The sequence below is a fragment of the Simiduia sp. 21SJ11W-1 genome, assembly GCF_024138675.1.
Classification (GTDB): domain Bacteria; phylum Pseudomonadota; class Gammaproteobacteria; order Pseudomonadales; family Cellvibrionaceae; genus Simiduia.
In genome coordinates this window covers 2,280,091-2,303,326 of record NZ_CP090959.1, presented here as the reverse complement: position 1 = coordinate 2,303,326, position 23,236 = coordinate 2,280,091, and the positions used below count along the sequence as shown (strand labels likewise).

20 protein-coding genes are annotated in these 23,236 nt (G+C 55.4%); 4 read left to right on the top strand and 16 right to left on the bottom strand.

What is annotated here, in order from left to right; all coding sequences use genetic code 11:
• Positions 1 to 13: 13 nt before the first annotated feature.
• On the bottom strand, positions 14 to 628 hold the full coding sequence (locus tag L1F30_RS10215) for a TetR/AcrR family transcriptional regulator (RefSeq protein ID WP_253355941.1): 615 nt from the start codon (positions 626 to 628) through the stop codon (positions 14 to 16).
• Positions 629 to 804: 176 nt separating this feature from the next.
• Between L1F30_RS10215 and L1F30_RS10210 the strand changes: the two genes are divergently transcribed.
• Positions 805 to 1,761 (top strand): peptidylprolyl isomerase, encoded by a 957-nt coding sequence (locus L1F30_RS10210; RefSeq protein WP_253355939.1) that lies wholly within the window; start codon positions 805 to 807, stop codon positions 1,759 to 1,761.
• Between the two features lie 20 nt (positions 1,762 to 1,781).
• On the opposite strand, the gene L1F30_RS10205 is transcribed toward L1F30_RS10210, so the two are convergent.
• Positions 1,782 to 2,552 carry a sulfite exporter TauE/SafE family protein gene (locus L1F30_RS10205; RefSeq protein WP_253355937.1) on the bottom strand — a complete coding sequence of 257 codons (771 nt, stop codon included), beginning with the start codon at positions 2,550 to 2,552 and terminating at the stop codon, positions 1,782 to 1,784.
• Positions 2,553 to 2,589: 37 nt separating this feature from the next.
• On the bottom strand, positions 2,590 to 3,528 hold the full coding sequence (gene ylqF, locus L1F30_RS10200; RefSeq protein WP_253355936.1) for a ribosome biogenesis GTPase YlqF: 939 nt from the start codon (positions 3,526 to 3,528) through the stop codon (positions 2,590 to 2,592).
• A gap of 131 nt (positions 3,529 to 3,659) precedes the next feature.
• On the opposite strand from ylqF, the gene L1F30_RS10195 reads away from it, so the two are divergent.
• Positions 3,660 to 4,334 carry a transglutaminase-like cysteine peptidase gene (locus L1F30_RS10195; RefSeq protein ID WP_253355921.1) on the top strand — a complete coding sequence of 225 codons (675 nt, stop codon included), beginning with the start codon at positions 3,660 to 3,662 and terminating at the stop codon, positions 4,332 to 4,334.
• 219 nt (positions 4,335 to 4,553) lie between these two features.
• Here the strand turns inward: L1F30_RS10195 and L1F30_RS10190 are convergent, their stop codons facing one another.
• The 10 genes from L1F30_RS10190 to sdhC all read right to left on the bottom strand — a co-directional run bounded on the left by L1F30_RS10190 (position 4,554) and on the right by sdhC (position 17,901).
• Positions 4,554 to 6,158 carry a methyl-accepting chemotaxis protein gene (locus tag L1F30_RS10190; RefSeq protein WP_253355919.1) on the bottom strand — a complete coding sequence of 535 codons (1,605 nt, stop codon included), beginning with the start codon at positions 6,156 to 6,158 and terminating at the stop codon, positions 4,554 to 4,556.
• Between the two features lie 280 nt (positions 6,159 to 6,438).
• Positions 6,439 to 7,311: a succinate--CoA ligase subunit alpha gene (gene sucD, locus L1F30_RS10185; RefSeq protein WP_253355917.1), complete on the bottom strand. Its 873-nt coding sequence runs from the start codon at positions 7,309 to 7,311 to the stop codon at positions 6,439 to 6,441.
• Positions 7,311 to 8,477: an ADP-forming succinate--CoA ligase subunit beta gene (gene sucC / locus L1F30_RS10180; RefSeq protein ID WP_183910169.1), complete on the bottom strand. Its 1,167-nt coding sequence runs from the start codon at positions 8,475 to 8,477 to the stop codon at positions 7,311 to 7,313. The genes sucD and sucC overlap by 1 nt, the downstream gene beginning before the upstream one ends.
• Positions 8,478 to 8,616: 139 nt before the next feature.
• Positions 8,617 to 10,071 carry a dihydrolipoyl dehydrogenase gene (gene lpdA, locus L1F30_RS10175; RefSeq protein WP_253355915.1) on the bottom strand — a complete coding sequence of 485 codons (1,455 nt, stop codon included), beginning with the start codon at positions 10,069 to 10,071 and terminating at the stop codon, positions 8,617 to 8,619.
• 64 nt (positions 10,072 to 10,135) lie between these two features.
• On the bottom strand, positions 10,136 to 11,350 hold the full coding sequence (gene odhB / locus L1F30_RS10170; RefSeq protein ID WP_253355914.1) for a 2-oxoglutarate dehydrogenase complex dihydrolipoyllysine-residue succinyltransferase: 1,215 nt from the start codon (positions 11,348 to 11,350) through the stop codon (positions 10,136 to 10,138).
• A 41-nt stretch (positions 11,351 to 11,391) separates the two neighbouring features.
• The gene (locus tag L1F30_RS10165) at positions 11,392 to 14,226 is read right to left on the bottom strand and encodes a 2-oxoglutarate dehydrogenase E1 component (protein WP_253355912.1); all 2,835 of its coding nucleotides are present in this window, start codon (positions 14,224 to 14,226) and stop codon (positions 11,392 to 11,394) included.
• Positions 14,227 to 14,668: 442 nt separating this feature from the next.
• Positions 14,669 to 15,373 (bottom strand): succinate dehydrogenase iron-sulfur subunit, encoded by a 705-nt coding sequence (locus L1F30_RS10160; protein WP_253355910.1) that lies wholly within the window; start codon positions 15,371 to 15,373, stop codon positions 14,669 to 14,671.
• Between the two features lie 18 nt (positions 15,374 to 15,391).
• The gene (gene sdhA / locus L1F30_RS10155; protein WP_253355908.1) at positions 15,392 to 17,161 is read right to left on the bottom strand and encodes a succinate dehydrogenase flavoprotein subunit; all 1,770 of its coding nucleotides are present in this window, start codon (positions 17,159 to 17,161) and stop codon (positions 15,392 to 15,394) included.
• Between the two features lie 3 nt (positions 17,162 to 17,164).
• Entirely contained in the window at positions 17,165 to 17,533 is a 369-nt protein-coding gene (gene sdhD, locus L1F30_RS10150; RefSeq protein WP_253355906.1) for a succinate dehydrogenase, hydrophobic membrane anchor protein, read from the bottom strand.
• Complete coding sequence (sdhC, locus tag L1F30_RS10145) at positions 17,527 to 17,901, bottom strand: succinate dehydrogenase, cytochrome b556 subunit (protein WP_253355904.1); 375 nt, start codon at positions 17,899 to 17,901, stop codon at positions 17,527 to 17,529. Before sdhC ends, sdhD begins: the two co-directional genes overlap by 7 nt.
• Before the next feature lie 477 nt (positions 17,902 to 18,378).
• Here sdhC and gltA point away from each other — a divergent pair, with 477 nt between their 5' ends.
• Positions 18,379 to 19,665, top strand: coding sequence for a citrate synthase (gltA, locus tag L1F30_RS10140; protein WP_253355903.1), 1,287 nt, complete (start codon positions 18,379 to 18,381; stop codon positions 19,663 to 19,665).
• A gap of 157 nt (positions 19,666 to 19,822) precedes the next feature.
• Positions 19,823 to 20,449 (top strand): peptide-methionine (S)-S-oxide reductase MsrA, encoded by a 627-nt coding sequence (msrA, locus tag L1F30_RS10135; RefSeq protein WP_253355901.1) that lies wholly within the window; start codon positions 19,823 to 19,825, stop codon positions 20,447 to 20,449.
• A 31-nt stretch (positions 20,450 to 20,480) separates the two neighbouring features.
• Here the strand turns inward: msrA and L1F30_RS10130 are convergent, their stop codons facing one another.
• From L1F30_RS10130 to L1F30_RS10120, 3 genes are read right to left on the bottom strand one after another with little or no spacing between them, the layout of a single operon-like run.
• Positions 20,481 to 21,350: a sulfurtransferase gene (locus tag L1F30_RS10130; protein ID WP_253355899.1), complete on the bottom strand. Its 870-nt coding sequence runs from the start codon at positions 21,348 to 21,350 to the stop codon at positions 20,481 to 20,483.
• Positions 21,351 to 21,370: 20 nt separating this feature from the next.
• Positions 21,371 to 21,655, bottom strand: a complete 285-nt coding sequence (locus L1F30_RS10125) for an EscU/YscU/HrcU family type III secretion system export apparatus switch protein (RefSeq protein ID WP_253355897.1) — start codon at positions 21,653 to 21,655, stop codon at positions 21,371 to 21,373.
• Complete coding sequence (locus L1F30_RS10120; protein WP_253355895.1) at positions 21,648 to 23,216, bottom strand: flagellar hook-length control protein FliK; 1,569 nt, start codon at positions 23,214 to 23,216, stop codon at positions 21,648 to 21,650. The genes L1F30_RS10125 and L1F30_RS10120 overlap by 8 nt, the downstream gene beginning before the upstream one ends.
• Between the last annotated feature and the right edge of the window lie 20 nt (positions 23,217 to 23,236).

The following is a 23,236-nucleotide window of genomic DNA, read 5'->3' as shown; positions in this document are numbered from 1 at the left end:
GGAGTGGTGCTTGTTAAAGCCTGAGCGCCCTTAGGCAAAAAGCAACGAGTTCATCTACCTGTATGGCATCAAACGTTTGTTGCTCGGGAGCCACACTCAAAGGTTCGGCTACTGCACCCACTAAGGCGGTGGCGGCCAGCATCACGGGTTGCTGCGCAAGTTGACCTTGGGCAATACCATCAGCGATGACTGCGGCAAAGCGCTTGGCCCAGCGTCGGCGATAGTTGCCTCGAGCCTGTTCAACTTCCGGCGCTACAGGTTCTGCAATCAGCGCATAGGCAAGCTGCGGGTTGGCAAGAGACCGCTGTAAAAAAGCCGTTAGCAGCATTTCCAGTTGCAAGACCGGTGGGGCCCGGTGGTTGACACACTCAAACACGGCATGCATTTCGTGCTCGGTCGCCCGTTCAAAAATGGCCACCGAAAGCGCGGCTTTATCTTTGAAATAACGATACAGATTACCGGTGGCCATATTGGCTTGCCCGGCGATGGCCGCCATTGAAAGCGCGCTAAAACCCGCCTTGGCCACAATACTATGGCCAGAGCGCAACAGCGCTTCGCACATATCCTGTTTGTGGGCATCTCTAGGCGAGACGGGTACAGGGCCATCTTTCTGGGCGGTGCTGATCATGGAGTGAATCCTGATTCATTTTCAAACCTCAGTAGAACAGCCTTGTGTATTTCGGTCAAGGCCTGGGGTAGAGCCGCCGGTGGCAGCACAAACTGTGGCCGTGCAGCGCTTTCTCAGGATGGGTGTTTAAGCTACGCTGGCCAAGCCAGAATAACTACAAGGCCTAGGGGTTTTACATGACAACAAGGTTAACTGCAACGGTAGCCCGTGCGGCGATAGTCGGCCGAACGCTTGTGTGTTGTTGGCGCAATTGTTCGGAAATAGCGGGGCGTCGGGTAATGGTGATTGCGCTGTGCCTGTGGTTTTTACCTATGGCGACATTCGCGCAATCATTTCGCACCCTTGAACAGGCAAACCTTTGGTACCTGGAGCTGGAAACGGGGCAGGTGGTCATTGAGCTCAATGACGCATTCGCCCCAAAAACTGTGGCGCAAATAAAGCGGCTGACGCGCGCAGGCGTTTATGATGGCGTAAGTTTTTACCGGGTAATCGACGGCTTTGTGGCACAGGCAGGCCCCGGGGGCCGGCCGCTCGCACCTGAAATTCAAGCGCGCCTTGGCAGTGAGCAGGTGCCCGGCTTGCCCATGGAGGCCGTTCAAACATGGGCCGCCACGCGGCCCTATATGGCCGTGCAATCACCGGATATGTTTGCGGCCCACACGGCCTTTGTGAAAGGTTTTGCTGCAGGCTTTAACGATGCGCTCAACAAGGCGTGGTTGCTGCATTGCCCGGGCGTTGTGGGCATTGCCCGTGGCAATGCGCCAGACAGTGCCACCAGCGATTTCTATATTGTGATTGGCCAGGCGCCGCGCTACCTTGATGGCATTATGACGTTGTTCGGGCGCGTGGTGTGGGGTATGGATAAGGTGCAGGCTGTACTAAGAGCAGACCCGATGGGGCCGGGAGTTATACCCGAGGGCGAGCCTCAAACGCGCATATTAAGCGCGGCAATCGGAAGCGATTTGCCGGCCGAAGCACAGCGTAAACTGCGGGTAGAAGCTACAGAAACCCAAGCCTTTAAAGAAAAATTACGTGCCCGTAAAGATCGCGAGCACCCGTTTTTCTTTAAGCGCCCGCCCGCCGTGCTGGATGCCTGCCAAGTGCCAGTGGCAAGCACAATGGGTGAAGGGTAAAAGCAGTTAGCTTTTGTTTATTAGTTAAACAGGTAGCTGCCAAGGCCAAGGCTACTCACCAGCAACAATACCCAACCCAGTACTTTGTAAAAGGTGCGGCTGTTTGCTTGTAGCAATTTTTGGTGGGCAATTAACCCAAGGTAGTGGCCGAGGGCGGCGCAGGGCAACAGCCATATATGTTGCAGCCATTGTAAATCAACGCCCGCCCACACAAAGGCTGCCATTTTGATGGTGACCAAAATAAACCACAGGGCAAAGAGTGTATTGCGCAGCCGTGCGCGCGCCACGTGCGAGGCAAACACTGCCACAATCAAAGGCGCACCAATGAGTGATGTACCACTCACATAGCCGCCGGTCATCAGTAGCACTTTATCCATAAACGGGTGTTTGCTGATGAAGGGTTTATCCAATATGTAGCTGATGGAATAGCACACCACTATGGCAAAGATAATTGCCGTCATAAGATCGTTAGGCAGTGCCAATAAACCGAATACACCCACCAGTTTCGGGATGATCATAATCAGCAGGGCGTAGCCTAAGTAGCGCCAGTCTACCCGTTGGTCGGTTTCGCTTTGGTTGTTGCGGCTTTGCCAGATGGTGAGGCTGCTGAATACCAGCAAATGCACGGCGATGATGGGCAGATAAACGAGCGGGCGGTCATCTATCAGTAGTAAAAATGGCAGCGACAATACCGCACCACCAAAACCAAGCCCTGAGCGCACGAAGCCGCTCCAGATGAAAATAACGCCAATGGCGATGTGTGCCCACAGGCTGAGCTCGGCTAGAAACACGGGAATCCTTGGTTTTTAATGACGCTTGAGGCGCAAATCAGGTATGGCGCTTGCCCGCTTTTTTAAGGGCCTTCTGGGCCTCTTTTTCTGCGGCAATGGCGGCCTTGCGCTCGCGCTCTGCTTCAATTTCCAGCAGCTCATTGGCGATTTCTTCGGGTGTCTCCAGGGTTATGCAGCCGAGCCTGCTGGCGCGGAAATCGGAAATGAGAATTTCCCCCCCTTTGTAGAAATCCACCTGATTGGCCTTCATACCGCCGCGGCGGGTGCAAATGGCTGAGAGCAGGCCGTGGCTGTCTTTGGGGAGGCTTTGTAGGCCGTAGCGTTGTTTTAAGCCTTCGGGGTAGTGCACCATCAAATAATCTGCCAGGTAAAGCCCAAGGTCTTCAAAATCAATCACCGTGTTCTTAATGGCGCTGGTGGCAGCCAGCCTGAAGCCCGTGTTGTCGTGTTCGAGCCTCGGCCAGAGCATGCCGGGCGTGTCGTACAAAATCACGCCGCCTTCCAGGTTAATCTGTTGCTGGGCCTTGGTAACGGCGGGCTCGTTGCCGGTTTTGGTGGCCGGGCGGCCAGCCATGGTATTGATGAAGGTGGATTTACCCACATTGGGGATGCCCGCCACCATCACATGAATGGTGCGGTTTTGCTCGGCTTTTTGTGGTGCAAGTTTGCGGCAAAGCTCTGGAATCAGGCTTTTGAGCTTACCGGGTTTGCGTAAATCCACCGCTAACGTGCGGATGTGGGCGTCTTGCTCGAAATGGGTTTGCCAGGCTTTGGTGCGCTGGGCGTCTGCCAGGTCGTCTTTACTTAACAGCTTGATGACCGGAATTTGGCCACGGGCCTCGCTAATCACGGGGTTCTGGCTTGAGTGGGGCAGGCGGGCGTCCAAAATCTCTACGAGTAGGTCAATACGGGGCAGCAGCTCCAGCATTTGCTTGCGTGCTTTGTGCATGTGTCCCGGGTACCACTGAATACTCATTGTGCTGCGCCTTTGCTGGAGAGCCAGGCCTTTTGGCCGGCATATTGAAACTGGTGGTGATTTTACCGATTAATCTCTGCCGTGGCGATGCCGGGCTGACTATACTTGAGGCAGCCGTGAAGGAGGGCTGTGTGCAAAGAGGATTCAAACGCTGGCAAGCAGTGGTGTTGGCGGGGGGCGTGTGTTGCTCTTCTGTGATGGCGCAATTGCAGGATTTCGGGGTTACCCAGTCGGTGCTCGATTGGGTGGAAAGCCGCTGGGATGCACAGGCGCGTGCGCGCGTGGCCGAGTGGCCGCCACACATGCGCAGCACCCTTAAAGACCACCCAGATGAGCTGGCCAAGTTACAGCGCGCCAACGATTTTTTTAATCAGGTGGCCTGGGTGCAAGATATCGAGCATTGGGGCAAAGAGGATTACTGGGCCACGCCCATCGAAACCCTGGCCAGCAATGGCGGCGATTGTGAAGATTTTTCAATCGGCAAGTACGTTACCTTGCACCACACGCGCCTGGATCCGGAAAAGCTCCGCATCACCTACGTTAAAGCGCTGGATTACAATCAGGCTCACATGGTGTTGGCCTATTACCCCTCACCCAGTGCTGAACCATTAATTCTGGACAACATCAATAAAACCATTTTACCGGCCTCCGAGCGCCCGGATCTGTTCCCCATTTACAGCTTTAACGGCAGTGGCCTGTGGCTTGCGAAATCGCGGGATAAAAAGCTCACAACAGATACCGAAAAAAGCCTGCCCCAATGGCGCGAGGTGAACGAGCGCATGAAAGCCGAGGGCGAGGTTTTCTAAGCGCCAAGCCGCCATTGAATTTCGCGATAAATTTTCTGCCAGTTTCTCTGCGCAGCTAGCTACAGCGCAGGGTGAATTGGGGGCTGAGAATGCTAGTTGCTAGTTGCTAGTTGCTAGTTGCTAGTGACATAAAGCATGTTTGGTGAGGTATGTGACGTGCGTATTGAGAAAGTCTGCAGCCGGTAGGGCGGCCATCCATGGCTTGTACGCCGGGTGTTGCTACACCCGGAACTTCGCAATCAGGTGCGATAACTCGGAGCTTGTAGTGTCGAGATTGTTGGCAATTTCTGTCGATCGGCGAGCGCTGGCGTGGGCATTTTGCGCGAGCTCGGCCATGCCGGATACGTTGCGGGCTATTTCATCAGAGGCGTAACTCTGCTCTTCAGCAGCGGTGGCGATTTGTGTGTTCATGTCGCGTATGCGAGATACTGCATCGGTAATGGCGCGGATTGAATCGCCTGCCTGGCCTGCCAAATCTACTGTGGCGTTGGTTTTATCCTGGCCGTCGCGCATGGCTTTTACCGCAGACGCCGCACCACTTTGAACGGTTTCAATGATTTGCTGAATTTCTGCAGTGGATTCCTGGGTGCGCTGCGCGAGGCCACGCACTTCATCGGCCACTACGGCAAAGCCCCGGCCCTGTTCGCCCGCGCGGGCGGCTTCAATGGCCGCGTTCAGGGCCAGCAGGTTGGTTTGTTCGGCAATGCCTTTAATCACGCCCAAGACCGTGCCCACGCTTGAGGTATCGTTTTCAAGCTTATCCATGGCCTGGGCAATATTGTCTACTTCCGCCGAAAGGCTGTTAATGGCGGCAATGGTTTGCTGCATTACCGTCAAACCGGATTTCGCATTGCTGTCGGCGGCTTGCGCAGCTTCGGCGGCGCCGGCGGCATTGCCTGCCACTTCCTGCACCGTTGCGCTCATCTCATTGATGGCGGTAGATACCTGATCGGTATAGTGCTCGGTTTGGCCCGTGTGCTGGGCTATTTCAGAGGCGGTTTCATTGATGTTCGCCGACGCTTTAGTCAGCGCCTTTGAAGTGTCTTGCACGGCGGCAATAATGGATACAATCTCGCTGCGCATGGATTCCAGATTGCGGGTGAGCTTGCCGAGTTCATCCACGCGATTACTGCTCAGCGGCTGGCTGAAATCACCGCCACTGAAGCGGCGAATGTCGGCCATCATGTCGTGGATGGGCTTGATTATGCTGCCTTTGAGGGTGATCAATAAAATGGTGAGAATCACTGCGGCTGAAAGCACCAGGGTAACGGTGGCAGTAGTGGCCAGGCTGCCGGCATGCTCTTGTAAATCGCGCGATAATTTTTGCACATTGGTGGCGATGTCGGCTGCGGCCTGGTCTAATAATTTGGCTGGTTCGCGGTCTATGCCGCGCACCGCTTGATCGCCCACTACCGGATCGAACTGGGCGAACACAAAATCTTCATAGCCTTTGTTGTAGGCCAGCTGCATGGCTTTGTGTGAATCTCTGAAGCGCTCCACGGCAACCTGGTGCGGGCTACCCGCCATGCGTGCTTCCAGCGCCCGTGCCTCTGCCTGAATGGTGTCAGCGATATCGTTAAAACGGCTCCAGTATTTTTCACGGTCAGATTCATTGGCGCCACGCAATAAAACATTTTTCCACTCTTGAACCTGTACTTTGAAGTCGTAGTTCATTTGGTTGATGGCGCGCTCGTAACTGATTTGTTCTTTCAACAGGTTTTGGTATTGATCAACGGTGTTGTTGAGTTGTGATACCGCATAGAGCGCGGCCATGAACATGACGAGCAGGCCCGTGCCTACAATCATCATCAGGCGAGTTTGCATACTACCTCTAAGCCAATTCATCGTGACCCCACTCAAGTTCTAAAAGATACGCTGTAAATGCCAAAAAGCCCTATAAAAATCCATTGGGCTCAATGAAGTATATGCAAGATATCGGCTGCTGCAGGAAAACTTGATGTTTAATTACGTGCCAAAAAAGGGGCTTGGTAAGAGGATCGGTTGCGTGCGCGGGGCGGGGGCACTTAATAAGCTGGGAGCTAAGTCTTTGAATGGCAATAAAAAAGGCCGCAATTGCGGCCTTTTTAAGAAAGTGCAGCGGCAATTACCAGCCGGTTAGCTCTTTCAATGCAGCGCCAATGTCGGCCAGGCTGCGAACAGTTTTAACACCGGCATCTTCCAGTGCGGCAAACTTTTCGTCAGCAGTGCCTTTACCACCGGCGATGATGGCACCGGCGTGGCCCATGCGCTTACCGGCAGGTGCGGTAACACCGGCAATGTAAGACACAACAGGCTTGGTTACGTTGGCCTTGATGTAGGCTGCCGCTTCTTCTTCGGCGCTACCACCAATTTCACCAATCATAACGATGGCTTCTGTGGCTGGATCTTCCTGGAACAACTTCAGGATATCGATGAAGTTAGAACCGGGAATAGGGTCGCCACCAATGCCCACACAGGTAGACTGGCCAAAACCGTAATCGGTGGTTTGCTTAACGGCTTCATAGGTGAGGGTGCCTGAACGCGACACAATACCCACTTTGCCCGGCAGGTGGATGTGACCGGGCATGATGCCGATCTTGCATTCACCGGGGGTGATAACACCCGGGCAGTTAGGGCCAATTAAGGTAACGCCCAGCTGATCTACCACAACTTTCGCTTCCAGCATGTCCAGGGTAGGGATGCCTTCGGTGATGCATACAATCAGCTTGATGCCGGCGTTGGCCGCTTCCAGGATAGAATCCTTACAGAAGGCTGCGGGTACGTAAATTACAGAGGCTTCTGCGCCTGTGGCTGCTACGGCTTCACGCACGGTGTTGAATACGGGCAGGCCCAGGTGCGTTTGACCGCCTTTGCCTGGCGTCACACCGCCAACCATTTTGGTGCCGTAGGCAATGGCTTGCTCAGAGTGGAAAGTACCCTGTGCGCCGGTGAAACCCTGGCAGATTACCTTGGTGTCTTTATTGATTAAAACGCTCATTACTTGCCTCCCGCCGCTTTAACTACTTGCTGTGCAGCATCGGTCAGGCTGGTAGCGGCGATGATGTTCAAACCGCTTTCGCTCAGTACCTTGGCACCCAAGTCTGCGTTGTTACCTTCAAGGCGAACAACCACGGGCACTTTAACGCCCACTTCTTTTACTGCACCAATCACGCCTTCGGCGATCATGTCACAGCGCACGATGCCGCCGAAGATGTTGATCAAAACAGCTTCTACTGCGTCGTCAGACAAAATGATCTTGAACGCTTCGATCACGCGCTCTTTGGTAGCACCGCCGCCTACGTCCAGGAAGTTGGCTGGCTGGCCGCCGTGCAGTTTTACGATGTCCATGGTGCCCATGGCCAGACCTGCGCCGTTCACCATGCAGCCGATGTTGCCATCGAGGGCCACGTAGTTGAGCTCCCACTTGGCAGCATTGGCCTCACGCTCGTCTTCTTGGGAAGGATCGTGCATTTCCTTGATTTTGGGCTGACGGTACAGGGCGTTGCCGTCGATGTTGATCTTGCCGTCCAGGCAGTGCAGGTTGCCTTCTTCGGTGATCACCAGCGGGTTGATTTCCAGCAGGGCGAAATCGAAGTCCTGGAACATTTTGGCCAGGCCCAGGAAGATTTTGGTGAACTGCTTCACCTGAGCGGCGTTCAGGCCCAGTTGAAAGGCCAGGTCGCGCGCCTGGTAAGGCTGTGCGCCTACCAGTGGATCAATCACAGCTTTCAGAATTTTCTCTGGCGTTTCTTCGGCAACTTTTTCAATCTCTACGCCACCTTCGGTAGAGGCCATGAATACGATGCGACGGGTTGCGCGATCTACCACGGCGCCCAGGTACAGCTCTTGGGCGATGTCGGTGCAAGATTCAACCAGAATGCGTGAAACGGGCTGGCCGTTTTCATCTGTCTGGTAGGTTACCAGGTTGTTGCCCAGCCATTTTTTGGCGAAATCTTCAATTTCCTGCTTGGTGCTTACCAGTTTTACGCCGCCCGCTTTACCGCGGCCACCGGCGTGAACCTGTGCTTTAACTACCCATTTGTCACCACCGATCTCGGCGGCTGCGGCAACAGCCTCGGCAGGTGTAGCAGCTGCTACGCCCTTGGATACCGGGAGACCGTACTCGGCAAACAACTGCTTTGCCTGATACTCATGCAAATTCATGATGTCGTTCCACTTTGTGCGTTTGTTGGATGGGGCTGGCCCCGTCATTACCACAATACGCTGTACCTGTGATGGTCAGCCGCTACGTCTGGCTGACCCCCTGATGTGCCTCGTGTGAGGCGTTTACGCCGTATTGTTATTATTTGCGCTTTTTGCGGTTGGCGATGTGAATGGCGTGGCCATTCGCCGCCAGGGCCGCTTCTTTAACCGCCTCTGACAGAGTCGGGTGACCAAAAATAGTCATGCCAATGTCTTCGGCAGAGGCGCCGAATTCCATGGCGATGGCAACCTGCTGCACCAGATCTGCTGCAGATGGGCCCACAATGTGAGCGCCCAATACGCGATCTGTGTCGGCATGCGCCAGAATCTTCACCATGCCGCCGGTCTCGTTGGCGGCCATGGCACGGCCACTGGCCGCAAACGGGAATACGCCCACGTTGTAGGGCTCGCCCTCGGATTTAAGCTGCTCTTCGGTTTTACCCACAGCGGCCACTTCGGGGTGGGTGTAAATCACGTTGGGGATAATATCGTAGTTCACAATGCTCTTTTGGCCAGCAATGCGCTCGGCAACCACTACGCCTTCCTCGCTGCCTTTATGTGCCAGCATCGGGCCGCGCACTACGTCGCCAATTGCCCAAACGCCAGGTGCTGAGGTGGAGCAGAGGTCGTTTACGTAGATGAAACCGCGCTCGTCCAGGTTCACGCCGGAATCCTGTGACAGCAGGTTCTGGGTGAAGGGGCGGCGGCCCACACATACGATGAGCTTGTCGAATACTTCTTTTTGCTCGTTGCCATCGGCGTCTGTGTAGGTAACAGTTACGGTTTTCTTCTTGCCTTTGCCGCTTACTTCACTGCCGGTTACGCGGCAGTTCAGGCGAATATCCAAACCTTGTTTGGTGAGGATCTTTTTGGTTTCTTTGGCAATTTGCTGATCCATCATGGCCAGGAAGTCGGGCATGGCTTCCAGCAGTACCACTTTAGAGCCCAGGCGGTTCCACACAGAACCCAGCTCCAGGCCGATAACGCCTGCACCAATTACGCCCAGGCGCTCTGGCACTTTGTCGATCTCAAGTGCGCCGGTGGAATCCAGAATCACGTCGTTATCAACGGGGGCTACCGGAATATTTACCGGCACTGAACCCGAGGCCAAAATCACGTTCTCTGCGGTGAGGGTTTGGGTTTTACCTTCAAAATCGGTGACTTCCACAGTGCGGTTGGCCAGCAGTTTGCCGGTGCCGTAGAAAGAGGTCACGCCGTTGGCCTTGAACAGGCCGGCAATGCCACCGGTGAGCTGCTTCACGATGGCCGCTTTGCGGGCAATCATGGAGGGCACGTCAATTTTTACGTCTTTGGTGCTGATGCCGTGTACATCCAGGTCTTCTTTGGCTTCGTGATACTTGTAGGAGCTATCGAGCAGTGCCTTGGAGGGAATGCAGCCTACGTTCAGGCAGGTACCACCGTTTACGCCTTTGCCCTCGGCATTCTGCCACTTTTCAATACAGGCAGTTTTCAAACCCAGTTGCGCTGCGCGAATGGCGGCAACATAACCTGCAGGGCCTGAACCGATCACGATAACGTCAAATTTATCAGACATGTTTTGTCCTCAATTCTAAAAGTGTTGGGGGCCTGGCCCCCGTGAATTTATGTGCAGCGCGCGATTAAATTTCCAGCAGGATACGGGCCGGGTCTTCAATCATGTCTTTGATCGCAACCAGGAACTGTACCGCATCTTTACCATCGATCAGGCGATGATCGTATGACAGTGCCAGGTACATCATGGGGCGAATTTCAACTTTGCCGTTAACGGCCATGGGGCGTTCCTGGATTTTGTGCATACCCAAAATAGCGGTTTGCGGGGGGTTCAGGATCGGCGTAGACATCAGTGAGCCAAACACGCCACCATTGGTGATGGTGAAGGTGCCACCCATCATGTCGTTCATGCCCAGCTTGCCGTCGCGCGCGCGCAGGCCGAAATCGCGAATGGTGTTTTCCACATCGGCCAGGCCCATGTTTTCAGCATTGCGCAGCACCGGTACTACCAGGCCTTTTTCGGTAGACACTGCAACACCAATATCCTGATAGCCGTGGTAAACCACATCGTTGCCATCAATAGAGGCGTTTACCGCAGGGAAGCGGCGCAGTGCTTCGGCGGCGGCTTTTACAAAAAAGCCCATGAAGCCCAGGCGTGTGCCGTTGTGGGATTTTTCGAACTGGTCTTTGTACTTTTTGCGCAGCTCCATCACCGGGCCCATGTCAACCTCGTTAAAGGTGGTGAGCATGGCGGTTGATTGGCTGGCTTCCAGCAGGCGCTCGGCAATACGGGCGCGCATGCGTGACATAGGCACACGCTTCTCGGTGCGTTCACCGGCGGGCATGTCGGCAAGGTTGGCCGTTGCAGCAGGCGCGGGTGCCGCTGCTGCAGGTGCGCTGCCGCCTTTAAGGTGATCAATCACATCGCCTTTGGTAACGCGTCCGCCTTTGCCTGAGCCTTCAACCGAACCCACGTTGACGTTGTTTTCGCTCGCCATTTTGCGCGCCGAAGGATTCACCAGCTTTTCATCGCTGGCAGCTGCTGGCGCTGCAGCGGCTGGTGTTTCTTCCGCTTTGGGTGCGCTGTTGCTTGCCGCGGGGGCTGCACCTTCTTCCAGGCGGGCGATCAGCTCATTGCTGAGAATGGTTTCGCCTTCATCTTTAACAATTTCTGCCAATACGCCATCGGCCGGTGCTACTACTTCAAGCACCACTTTGTCGGTTTCAATATCTACAATCAGCTCATCACGGCTAACGGCATCGCCAGCCTTTTTGTGCCAGGTTGCGATGGTGCCGTCTGGTACGGATTCAGGGAACTGCGGTGCTTTGATTTCGATACTCATTGTCTTTATTCCTTAGCCTTAGCCAAATCTGTAAACGACGGCTACTTGATGGTCAGTGCTTCGTCGATGAAACGGTTTTGTTCTTCCAGGTGCGTAGACATATAGCCCGCGGCTGGCGCTGCTGATGCTTCGCGGCCAGCAAAGTTGAGGTATGCCTTGCTAGAAATGTTGCCAATCACGCGGCGCATGTGGTGCTGGCTGGAGTACCAGGCACCCTGGTTCATGGGCTCTTCCTGACACCATACGAAATCGGTAAGTTTTCCGTAGGGCTTCAGGGCGGCCATCAGCTCTTCTTCCGGGAAGGGGTAGAGCTGCTCCAGACGCACCAGGGCGACATCTTCCTGGCCACGTTCCATGCGCGCTTCCAGCAGGTGGTAGTAAACCTTGCCGGAGCACAGCACCACGCGTTTGACCTTCTTGGGGTTTACGGTGGTATCGGCCAACACATTGTGGAAGTGGCCGTTGGCCAGTTCTTCCAGCGTTGAGGTGGCAAGCTTGTGGCGCAAAATCCACTTGGGGCTCATCACCACCAATGGACGGCGCATGGGGCGCACTGCCTGGCGGCGCAACATGTGGAACACCTGCGCCGGCGTTGTAGGAATACACACCTGGATATTGTGTTCAGCACACAACTGCATGAAGCGTTCAAGGCGGGCACTGGAGTGCTCTGGCCCCTGGCCTTCGTAGCCGTGTGGCAACAACATGGTCAGGCCACATAAACGGCCCCACTTGTGTTCGCCAGAGGTAATGAACTGGTCTATCACCACCTGGGCGCCGTTGGCAAAATCGCCGAACTGCGCTTCCCAGATCACCAACGCGTTAGGCGTGGTGGTGGCATAGCCGTATTCAAACGCCAGTACCGCCTCTTCGGATAACAACGAATCGTAGATATCGAAGGGGGGCTGGTCTTCTTTCAGGTTTTGCAGCGGAATGAAACGGCTGGCATCTTTCTGGCTGTGCACCACTGCGTGGCGGTGCGAGAAGGTGCCACGGCCCACATCCTGACCTGTGAGGCGCACGCGAATGCCGTCATCAAGAATGGTGGCGTAGGCCAAGGTTTCGGCCATGCCCCAGTTGATGGGCAGGGCGCCGCCGGCCATCTTTTTGCGATCTTCGTAGATTTTTGAAACCTGCCGCTGCACCACAACGCCGTCCGGGATGTCGCAGCACTTGTGTGCGAGTTGCTGCAGCTTTTTGATTTCAACGCGTGTGTCGCCCTCGGCGGTCCAGTCGTGGCCAATGTAGGGTGACCAGTCTACAAACAGCGATTTATCGGGCTCGCTTACCAGGCCGCTGGCTACGTGCTCGCCGCGGTCGAGTGCGGCGCGGTAGTTGTCGGTCATGGCTTGCGCTTCGGCCTCAGACAGCGCACCTTCTTTCACCAGTTGCTCGGCATAAAGGGTGCGGCTGGATTTGTGGCTGCGAATTTTTTTGTACATCAGCGGCTGGGTGGCTGAGGGCTCGTCGGTTTCGTTGTGGCCGCGACGACGGTAGCTCACCAAGTCTATCACTACGTCTTTTTTGAATTCGTAGCGGTAGTCCATGGCCAGGAGTGTGACGAACATAACCGCTTCCGGATCGTCGGCGTTGACGTGGAAAATCGGTGTTTCGATCATCTTGGCTACGTCGGTGCAGTACTCGGTTGAGCGCGCATCTTCGCGGAAGCTGGTTGTGAAACCCACCTGGTTGTTGAGCACCACGTGAATGGTGCCGCCGGTTTTGTAGGCGCGGGTTTGCGACATCTGGAAGGTTTCCATCACCACGCCCTGGCCGGCAAAGGCGGCGTCGCCGTGAATAACAATGGGCACCACCTTATTGCCAACCGGGTCTGCACGGCGATCCTGGCGTGCGCGCACAGAGCCTTCAACCACCGGCGACACAATTTCCAGGTGCGACGGGTTAAAAGCCATGGCGATGTGAACTTCGCCGCCGGGGGTCATGATGTTGGACGAAAAGCCCTGGTGGTATTTCACGTCACCGGAGGTGGTGACGAGCTTCTTGCCTTCGAATTCTTCAAACAGCTCAGAGGGCTTTTTACCGAATACATTCACCAGGGTGTTCAGGCGGCCGCGGTGGGCCATGCCGAGCACGATTTCCTTGGCGCCGTGGGCTCCTGCACTTTTCACCAGACCATCGAGCAGGGGAATCATGGATTCACCACCCTCAAGGCCAAAGCGCTTGGTGCCCGGGTACTTTGAATCCAGGTGGCGTTCAAGGCCTTCGGCTGCGGTGAGGCGCTCAAGAATGTTGAGTTTGATGTCGTTGTTGTAGGCGGGCTTGGCGCGGGTAGATTCCAGGCGCTGCTGCAACCACTGCTTCTCTGCGAAGTTGGTGATGTGCATGATTTCCGGGCCTATGTGGCCGCAGTAGGTGCTTTCGAGCACACCGATAATTTCACGCAGCGGGGCTTCGTCTTTGCCCATGAACAGGTTGCCGGTTTGGAACACTGTGTCGAGATCTGCTGGCGTTAAGCCGTGAAAGCTCAACTCCAAATCGGGAATGTGCTCGCGTTCCATCAGGCCCAGCGGGTCGAGTTTGGCGCGTTGGTGGCCACGGAAACGGTAGGAGCTGATCAGCTGAACTACTTTAACCTGCTTGCGCTCGTGCTCGATATTGGCTCCGCCAGAACCGGGTGCGGCAATAGGGCGCGCGCGGTTTTTGCCGAGCAGTTCAAAATGTTCGCGAATAACAGAGTGCGGTGTATCTTGCACCATCACGCCGTCTACGCGCGGCAGCTGATCAAAGTAGCGTCGCCACTCTTCCGCCACGGCATTCGGATCGTGTAAATAGGTATCGTAAAGATCTTCTACATAGGCCGTGTTCCCATCGGAAATATGGGAAGACTTCCTGAGCAGCTCCAACATGCTTTCTTGCATTTTACCCACCTGGTCGATGGGGCATTGTCTAGCTGTGAGGGCGTGAGCAAAACAGCCTGTGCTGTCATGCGTTCCGGATCGGCCGCGCCGATCGAGCGGTTACCCCATGAAAGCAGTGACTGATGATCGTCGCTCTCACAGATAGATCGGGTCTTACCCGACATACCCCTGCTACTTACTAGCGTCAAACTAGTTATTTCATATGCAGACTCTTTTGGAGTCGCAAAGTTCGTTCACTTGCGTGCAACAACCACGCAAACAATGTTTAGTAGGGCGAAAGAAAAAGCCTAGCCGAGCTAACGCCGTTTCCTGCACCTGGGTTCCGCACCTTTTCAGACCATTCAACGAATGGTGGGTATGCCGCGTGTATTTTTTTATGACTAACCCCCGGCCCAAGGGGTTAGTGCGGCACTACGCTTACACGGGCAGAGCCCGCGGCTGTTTATACAGCTCTTTGTAACAACATATTGCGAATGTGGCCGATGGCGCGCGTCGGGTTCAAACCCTTCGGGCACACGGCAACACAGTTTTGGATGCCGTGGCAGCGGAATACGCTGAAGGGGTCATCCAGTTTTGCCAAACGGTCTTCGGTGGCGTTGTCGCGGCTGTCTGCCAGGAAACGGTATGCCTGAAGTAAACCGGCCGGGCCGATAAACTTGTCGGGGTTCCACCAGAAAGACGGGCAGCTGGTTGAGCAACAGGCACACAGAATGCACTCGTAGAGGCCGTCGAGCTTTTCACGCTCTTCGGGCGACTGCAAACGCTCAATAGCCGGTGCCGGGGTATCGTTTTGCAAATACGGCTGTACTTTTTTGTACTGGTCGTAGAATTGCGTCATGTCGATAACCAGGTCGCGAATAACCGGCAGGCCCGGCAGCGGACGCAGCACCAGCTTGTTGTTTTTCACGCACTCAGACAGTGGCATGATACACGCCAAGCCGTTTTTGCCGTTGATGTTCATGCCGTCTGAGCCACAAACGCCTTCACGGCATGAGCGGCGGTAGGCAAGCGACGCATCCTGAGATTTGATGATCTCCAATACGTCGAGCACCATCAGGTCTTTACCCTGGGTATCCACCTCATAGGTTTGCATATGAGGGGCTTTGTCTGCCTCAGGGTTATAGCGATAAATTTCTACTTTTAACATGTCACCATTCCCCAGAACTTAGTAAGTACGAGCTTTAGGCTCGAAGGCTTCCATGGTTTTCGGCGTGAAGTTCACGTCGCGCTTGCCTACGCGTTTTTCCAGAGGGAAGAACATGGAGTGGCACAGCCAGTTGGCATCGTCGCGTTCCTGGAAATCTTCACGGGCGTGAGCGCCGCGCGATTCTTTACGCTCTTCTGCAGTAATGGCTGTGGCTTCGGCCACTTCCAGCAGGTTTTGCAGCTCAAGCGCTTCGATGCGGGCGGTATTGAAGGCGTTGCTCTTATCGGTAATAGACACACTTTCAATGCGTGGGCGCAACTCAGCCAGCTTTTTAATGCCTTCTTTCATGAACTCGCCGTTGCGGAATACGCCAAAGTGGTTCTGCATAATGGTCTGCAGTTCCTTGCGCAGGGCAGGGGCCGATTCGCCGCTTTCGGAGGTGTTGATCTTGTTCAGGCGAGCCATGGCGCGCTCGATATCGCTATCGGTTGCGGCTTTGTGCTCTATGCCTTCGCGCAGGGCCTTTTCAATGTACAGGCCAGATGCGCGACCAAATACCACCAGGTCAAGCAATGAGTTGCCGCCCAAGCGGTTGGCGCCGTGCACGGATACACAAGCCACTTCACCACAGGCGTAGAAGCCTTCAACCACTGTGTCTTTGCCGTCAATTTGCGTCAACACCTGGCCGTTTACGTTGGTGGGAATGCCGCCCATCATGTAGTGGCAGGTAGGAACAACCGGAATCGGCTCTTTTACCGGGTCTGCGTGTGCGAAGGTGCGCGACAGTTCGCAGATGCCAGGCAGGCGGCTTTCCAGTACTTCTTCACCCAGGTGATCGAGCTTCAGGAATACGTGATCGCCTTCTTCACCGCAGCCGTTGCCGGCCAGGATTTCGAGCACCATGGAGCGTGCAACCACGTCCCGCGATGCCAGATCTTTGGCGTTAGGCGCGTAGCGCTCCATGAAGCGTTCGCCGTTTTTGTTGATCAGGTAGCCACCTTCACCACGACAACCCTCGGTTACCAGTACACCGGCACCGGCAATACCTGTTGGGTGGAATTGCCACATTTCGATATCTTGTACCGGGAATCCCGCGCGCAGCGCCATGCCGATACCATCGCCGGTGTTGATGTGGGCGTTGGTGGTAGAGGCGTAGATACGGCCGGCACCGCCGGTGGCAAATACCGTGGCTTTGGATTTAACGTAAACCACTTCACCGTCTTCGATGTTGATGGCAATTACGCCCACCACAGCGCCGTCGGCGTTTTTAACCAGATCTACCGCGAACCATTCGTTCAGGAACACAGTGTTGTTCTTTACGTTGTTCTGGTAGAGGGTGTGTAGCAGGGCGTGACCGGTGCGGTCTGCTGCCGCACAGGTGCGCGCCGCCTGGCCGCCCTTGCCGAAATCCTTAGACTGGCCACCGAACGGACGCTGGTAAATGCGGCCTTCTTCGGTACGAGAGAAGGGCAGGCCCATGTGCTCGAGTTCGAATACGGCCTCAGGGCCTACGGAGCACATGTATTCGATGGCGTCTTGGTCACCGATGTAGTCGGAACCTTTAACGGTGTCGTACATGTGCCAGCGCCAATCGTCTTGTGGATCAGAGCTTGCGATGGCACAGGTGATGCCGCCCTGGGCGGATACAGTGTGCGAGCGCGTTGGGAATACTTTGGTAATTACGGCTGTTTTGTAGCCAGATTGCGCCAGCTGCAGGGCTGCACGCATGCCCGCGCCACCGCCACCGATGACGATGCCGTCGAATGAAATAGTACGCATATTAGACATTGATTAAGCTCCCCACAGAATTTCAACACCCCAGACCACGTAGGTCAGGGTTACCGCGCCCAGTACAATCTGGGCAAACAGGCGCAACGCAGTGGCCTTGGCGCCCATCAGGCGGTTGGTGAGGTAGTCGGTCAATACGGCCCACAGGCCAATCCAGGCGTGTGCGGCAATAGACAGCAGGGTAGCCAGCGTGAAGATGCGTACCCACAGCTGATTGAACAGACCTTGCCAGACATCAAAGGTGAGATCGGGCGTGGTGAAAATAAAACCTACAATAAAGAAGGTATAGGCAGCCATGACCACCGCGCTCACGCGCTGGACCAGCCAGTCGTACAGGCCGCTACGGCCAAAACTTGTTACGGCAGTTACCATATCCAAACCCCCAGTGCTGCAATTGTAATGATGGCGAGCGCCAGTGCGATTTTGGCACCGTTCTGGCCGCCTTCCAGGCTTTCACCTATACCGGCATCCATGATCAGGTGGCGAATGCCCGCAATCATGTGATACGCAAGGCCAGCCAGGGTGGCCCACAAGATCAACTTGCACAGAGGGCTTGAAGTCAGCTCTTTAAGCTCTTCAAAGCTGGACTCTGAACTCAGGCTCGCTTCCAGCATCCACAGCAATACGGCCACACCTGCGAACAGGGCGACGCCAGAAATACGGTGAAGGATAGAGACGTAAGCAGTGATGGGAAGTTGAATAGTGGAGATGTCGAGATTAACAGGTCTGTTTTTGTTCACGTTAAGTCACACCTTTTTGCCCATAGATCGGGCGGTTCGAGATAGTTTGCATAGCACACAATCTCTCTAGCATAGGTAGCAAAGTGATAATTCACCAGCTACCCCCCCTGCAAGACGCGCGAAATTATAAGGATGCGACATTTAAATTACAAATGAAATCCGGTACTTATGTCCGCATTTTACGGGGCTTTCACCGGCACCGGTGGCACCCTGCCCAGCTGCAAAATGGCCAATCGTTGGTTTGCTGTGCGGATTGGTTGTTTTGTGCGCGCGATGCACCGCCAAGGGTGCAAGTTACAGCTAGAAGGTCGTTTTTGGTGCGGCCATCTATAATCGACTATCTATTTGACAAAAACAAACTTAACTTTATAGTTGTGCCCGCTCTAAAGTCCGCTCACGGCCATTAGTGCTATATAAGAGGGTATGCAAGCCCCGGAAGAAGAGACGATTACAACTTGCAGATATAGGAGTCCCAAGATGGCTGAGAAGAAAGCACAACTGGTAGTAGAGGGGCGCGACCCCATAGAACTGCCGATACACTCCGGTTCAACCGGCCCGGACGTGATCGACGTCAGCAGCTTAACGGCCAACGGGTACTTCACCTATGATCCCGGCTTTATGTCTACGGCTTCTTGTGAGTCCAAGCTGACTTACATCGACGGCGCCAAAGGCGTGCTGTTGCATGGCGGCTACCCCATTGAGCAGCTGGCCGACAAGTCCGATTACCTGGAAACTTGCTACTTATTGCTTAACGGCGAGTTGCCCAATGCCGAGCAAAAGGCAGAGTTTGTGGATACCATCATGCGTCACACCATGGTGCATGAATCAATCACCAATTTCTTCCGTGGCTTCCGCTACGATGCGCACCCAATGGCCATCATGGTGGGTGTGGTTGGTGCCTTGTCGTCTTTTTACCACGACTCCCTGGACATCAATAACCCAGAGCACCGGTTGATTTCGGCGCACCGCCTGATTGCGAAAATGCCAACGCTTGCCGCCATGTGCTACAAGCATCACATCGGCCAGCCCTTCATGTACCCCGATAACGATCTGGGTTACTCGGAAAACTTCCTGCACATGATGTTCGGCACCCCCTGTGACGACCCCGATGTAAACCCGGTGCTGGCACGTGCGATGGATAAAATCTTCCTGCTGCATGCCGATCACGAGCAGAATGCGTCTACCTCTACCGTGCGTTTGGCAGGCTCCTCCGGCGCCAACCCCTTCGCGTGTGTGGCCGCCGGCATTGCAACCCTGTGGGGCCCTGCACACGGTGGTGCCAACGAAGCGGTTCTGGAAATGCTTGAGGAAATTGGCACTGTTGATAACATCGACAAGTACATTGCCAAAGCCAAAGACAAGAGTGACCCATTCCGTTTGATGGGCTTCGGTCACCGCGTTTACAAAAACTTTGACCCACGCGCCAAAGTAATGAAAGAAACCTGTGATGAAGTGTTGGCGGAATTGGGCCTGGAAAATGACCCACTGCTGGCCATTGCCAAGCGCCTTGAGCAGATTGCGCTGGAAGATGAGTACTTCATCGAGAAGAAACTCTACCCGAACGTGGATTTCTACTCCGGCATCATCATGAAGGCCATTGGCATTCCAACGGAAATGTTCACCGTGATCTTCGCCACCGGCCGCACCGTGGGCTGGATTGCACACTGGAACGAAATGATTTCCAACCCCTACAAGATTGGCCGTCCACGCCAGTTGTACACTGGTTACAATCCGCGCGACTTTGTGCCGCTAGACAAGCGCTAAGCGCCGGTTCAAAAGCCCCGCCAAGCGGGGCTTTTTTGTGGGTGCCAGAAAATAAATCTTGTAACTTACAGCCTTTGTACCCATCTACACTGGGTAAATACGCGGGCTGCTCGTCTAAAGCCATAGGTCGCGCGGTGCGCAAACAAGTGAGGAAATTATGGGCAAAATGCAAATGCCAACGCCTGAACAGGCGTTAACAGGGCGTGCAGCGCCCCTTGAGATTACGGGCAAGCATTTCGTGAATGGTGTGAGCATCAAGCCGCCATTTCCCGAGGGCTTGCAGCAGGCAATGTTTGGCCTGGGTTGCTTTTGGGGTGCAGAGCGTCGTTTTTGGCAGCAGCCGGGGGTGTACACAACGGCTGTGGGTTATGCCGGTGGCTATACGCCCAACCCCACCTACGAAGAGGTGTGCAGCGGTGATACCGGTCACGCCGAAGTGGTGTTGGTGGTTTTTGATCCGAAAGTCACAAGCTACGATGCACTTTTGAAGGTGTTTTGGGAGGTGCATGACCCCACTCAGGGCATGCAGCAGGGCAATGATTTGGGCACCCAGTATCGCTCGGTGATCTACACCTACAGTGACGCGCAATTAGCCCGCGCCAAGGCAACCTTCAGTGCTTTTCAGGCCGGCCTTAAGGCGGCGGGCAAGGGTGAAATTACCACTGAAATTGCAGCCGCCCCCACATTTTATTACGCCGAAGAGTATCACCAGCAGTACCTGGCCAAAAATCCCGCAGGTTACTGTGGCTTGGCGGGCACCGGTGTGTGTTTGATGCCCGAATAGCGTAACTAGTAAGCCCCGGCGCGCCGGCCGCTCAACCCGTGGCCACGCGCGCCGAGCGATTGCTGCTTTCGCTGTGATCGCGGTCTACGTAGGAGCACCAGTCGCTCCAGCTGCCGGGGTAGAGCCGGGCAGTTTGCCCGCACAGTGCCTGTGCAAAAATGTTTACACACGCCGTAACGCCTGAGCCGCAATATACCACCGTGTTGTCGTCTGCGGGCGTAAGGTTCGCCTGTTGCCAGCGTTGCGCTAACAGTTCCGGGCTTTTGAATTCTCCGTTATCGCCAATCGCACTTTGCCAGGGCAGGTTCTGGGCGCCCGGAATGTGGCCTGCTATCGGGTCTATAGGTTCCAGTTGGCCCAGGTAGCGTTGGTGTTCGCGGCTGTCTACCAGTTGCCAGGCGCCCTGGTGTTCCAGAATTTCTTGCTGATTGGCTACGGGCATGTGGCCGGGGGAAAGGGTGAGGTGCCCGGGTTTGGGTGCGCTCGGCGTTTGCGATTGGGTATCGAACTTGTGCTCTTGCCAGGCGCGCCAACCGCCGTTGAGCAGGCTCACCTGGCTGATGCCACCGTGACGCAGTAGCCACCAGGCTCTGCAGGCAAAGGCGCCCATGCCATCGTCATACACCACAAAGTGTGAATCCGGCTTTGCGCCAAAACTCGCCAGTGTATTGGCAAGCTGGTTGAAGTCGGGCAGTGGGTGGCGCCCGCCATGGCGTTGCACGGGTGATGAGAGATCGTTATTGAGGTCCAGGTAAAAGGCGCCGGGAATGTGCGCCTCATTGTATGCCTTTTGGCCTGCGCGCTTGTCTGCAAGGTTGAAGCGGCAGTCCAGTAAAATCACGGGCTGGCTTTCCGCCAGTTGGGTGTGAAGTTGTTGGGCTGAAATCAGTGGGTCTGTCATGAGAGCCTCGGTGGTCGGATTTATTCGCTCGCAGGGGGTGCTTTACCTTGAAGTTCGTAGGCAAACGCCAATACATGGGCAACGGCAATATAGAGCGCCTCTGGAATTTCATCGTTGATTTCCAGTTGCATCAATAATTCTACCAGCCCGCTGTTATCGCACAGGGGCACATCGTGGGCCTGTGCGAGCGCCACAATTTCTTCGGCCAGCGCGCGTTCGCCTTTGGCCACCACTTTGGGTGCGTGGTTGCCATCGTAAAATAGCGCAACGGCTTTTTGAATATGTTGTTCGGTAAGTTCAGGCATGGGTGTCGAGTAGCGGGCTGTTGATGGTGTTGGGTGTTTGCGGCAGCCGACCTGGGTGGCATTCAATTATTTGTACGGCAAGCCCCTGTGTTTGTAATGCACTGCCCAGTGAGTGGCTGTGCGCCTGCAGCAGTTTCAGTGTGCGTGGCTGCTCGGCCCAAAGGCTGAAGTGCAGCCGTTCGTTAACATAGCGAATGCGCGCATCCAGATTGCCGAGTGTGGGAATTTCAACGCTGAGTGTAACCTGCCAAACGGGCAGGGCTTTTGTGCCTTGGGCTGTGTGTTTGGCGTGTTGATCTGGGTCTTGCGGGTTGTGCCAGTACTTTTGCAGTTGCAAGTGTAAAGGCAGCCACTGCTGTTCGGCGCGCAGAGGGATCTCGAGGTTTGCCCGCCATTCGCCGGGCCTCACTTCTTCCGTCAGGCTTTGGGCTTGCTGGCTGACAATTTTGTTGAGCCACAGTTGCGCCAGCGTTTTTAAACTTTCGTTGGGTTGTTGTGCGCTTGCCGTCAAGGGTTGTGCCGGTTGCTGCAACAGCTGCAAAAGTTGCGAGAGTAAATCCTGCGGTTGCGATTTGCTGCTGGTGAGGCCTGCCAGCTGCCACAGCAGCAGCTTCACATCGGTACCGGCCTGGTGGGGTGCGGTATGTAATTTTGCTTCGGCAAACAGGCCGCTGCGATCTATAGCCTGCTTGAGGCTTTTGGCATCGGGCGGCAGGGGCAGGCTGCCAAGCTGTAACAGTTTGCCAACCAGCTGTTGCAGCGTTTGATTGAGGGTGTTGTTGGCTTGGCTGTTTGGCGCAGCGCCTGTTGTGTGGGCCGGGTTGGCGTTACCGGCGCCGGGTGTGTGTGGTTTTGGCTGCAAAGGGCTGTGGGCGCTTGGGTGCGTGGCCGCTGCCTTGGCTGCGAGCAACTGGAGCGCAAGTTTTGCCAACACCGGGCTGATGGGTGTTTGGTGCGGCAATGTTTGGCGCAGCACTTGGGTGAGCAGGTTCAACGCCTGGTTTTGCGCAGGCTGAGTGCCGGTTGCGTTATTGCCGTAGCCTAAGTTGCCGTGTGCGCCCAGGGGCGTAGGTGCACCTGTGGATGATAAGTGTGCGCTATTGAATGCTGTTTTTTCACTTGCGCCGGTGCCGGCAGGGTTTCCGTTAAATGTTGGGTTGGGCGGTTTTGCGCCCGCCTCGGCCAGGCTGAATCCGCGGGCGGTGGCGCGTAGTAATACAGCTTGGCCGTTGCTCAATGGCTGGTTGGCCAGCAGGGTGATGAGGCGCTGGCCAACCTTTGCCTGAATGGCGTAGAGCGGGGCGCTCAATAGCGACGGCTGGCGGCTATCTGCCTGCACTTGGCTTGCTGCAGGTGTTTGGTTTTTAGGTGTTGTTAACTGGTTGGCCAGCTGGGCGAGCCTTTGGCGGGCAGCGGCTTCAAGCTCGGGCTTGCCGGCCAGCGGTGTAGTGCTTGCCACCAGCGCCCAAACCTGTGTGCCCGGGGCAAGGCTCAGGGGCTTGCTGCTCTGTGTGGGCGCAGGCTGCGGGTTGGGTGCGCCAGGGCCTGTGGTTGTTGTCATGCACTGCTTCCCAATTGGAG

Excerpts from the sequence above, each read along its gene's own strand:
- L1F30_RS10190 (WP_253355919.1), bottom strand. The coding sequence starts at position 6,158 with ATGCAAACTCGCCTGATGATGATTGTAGGCACGGGCCTGCTCGTCATG.
- L1F30_RS10210 (WP_253355939.1), top strand. The coding sequence starts at position 805 with ATGACAACAAGGTTAACTGCAACGGTAGCCCGTGCGGCGATAGTCGGC.
- msrA (WP_253355901.1), top strand. The coding sequence starts at position 19,823 with ATGGGCAAAATGCAAATGCCAACGCCTGAACAGGCGTTAACAGGGCGT.
- L1F30_RS10165 (WP_253355912.1), bottom strand. The coding sequence starts at position 14,226 with ATGCAAGAAAGCATGTTGGAGCTGCTCAGGAAGTCTTCCCATATTTCC.
- sdhD (WP_253355906.1), bottom strand. The coding sequence starts at position 17,533 with ATGGTAACTGCCGTAACAAGTTTTGGCCGTAGCGGCCTGTACGACTGG.
- sdhA (WP_253355908.1), bottom strand. The coding sequence starts at position 17,161 with ATGTCTAATATGCGTACTATTTCATTCGACGGCATCGTCATCGGTGGC.
- lpdA (WP_253355915.1), bottom strand. The coding sequence starts at position 10,071 with ATGTCTGATAAATTTGACGTTATCGTGATCGGTTCAGGCCCTGCAGGT.
- odhB (WP_253355914.1), bottom strand. The coding sequence starts at position 11,350 with ATGAGTATCGAAATCAAAGCACCGCAGTTCCCTGAATCCGTACCAGAC.
- sucC (WP_183910169.1), bottom strand. The coding sequence starts at position 8,477 with ATGAATTTGCATGAGTATCAGGCAAAGCAGTTGTTTGCCGAGTACGGT.
- L1F30_RS10120 (WP_253355895.1), bottom strand. The coding sequence starts at position 23,216 with ATGACAACAACCACAGGCCCTGGCGCACCCAACCCGCAGCCTGCGCCC.
- L1F30_RS10215 (WP_253355941.1), bottom strand. The coding sequence starts at position 628 with ATGATCAGCACCGCCCAGAAAGATGGCCCTGTACCCGTCTCGCCTAGA.
- L1F30_RS10130 (WP_253355899.1), bottom strand. The coding sequence starts at position 21,350 with ATGACAGACCCACTGATTTCAGCCCAACAACTTCACACCCAACTGGCG.
- sucD (WP_253355917.1), bottom strand. The coding sequence starts at position 7,311 with ATGAGCGTTTTAATCAATAAAGACACCAAGGTAATCTGCCAGGGTTTC.
- ylqF (WP_253355936.1), bottom strand. The coding sequence starts at position 3,528 with ATGAGTATTCAGTGGTACCCGGGACACATGCACAAAGCACGCAAGCAA.
- gltA (WP_253355903.1), top strand. The coding sequence starts at position 18,379 with ATGGCTGAGAAGAAAGCACAACTGGTAGTAGAGGGGCGCGACCCCATA.
- L1F30_RS10125 (WP_253355897.1), bottom strand. The coding sequence starts at position 21,655 with ATGCCTGAACTTACCGAACAACATATTCAAAAAGCCGTTGCGCTATTT.
- L1F30_RS10160 (WP_253355910.1), bottom strand. The coding sequence starts at position 15,373 with ATGTTAAAAGTAGAAATTTATCGCTATAACCCTGAGGCAGACAAAGCC.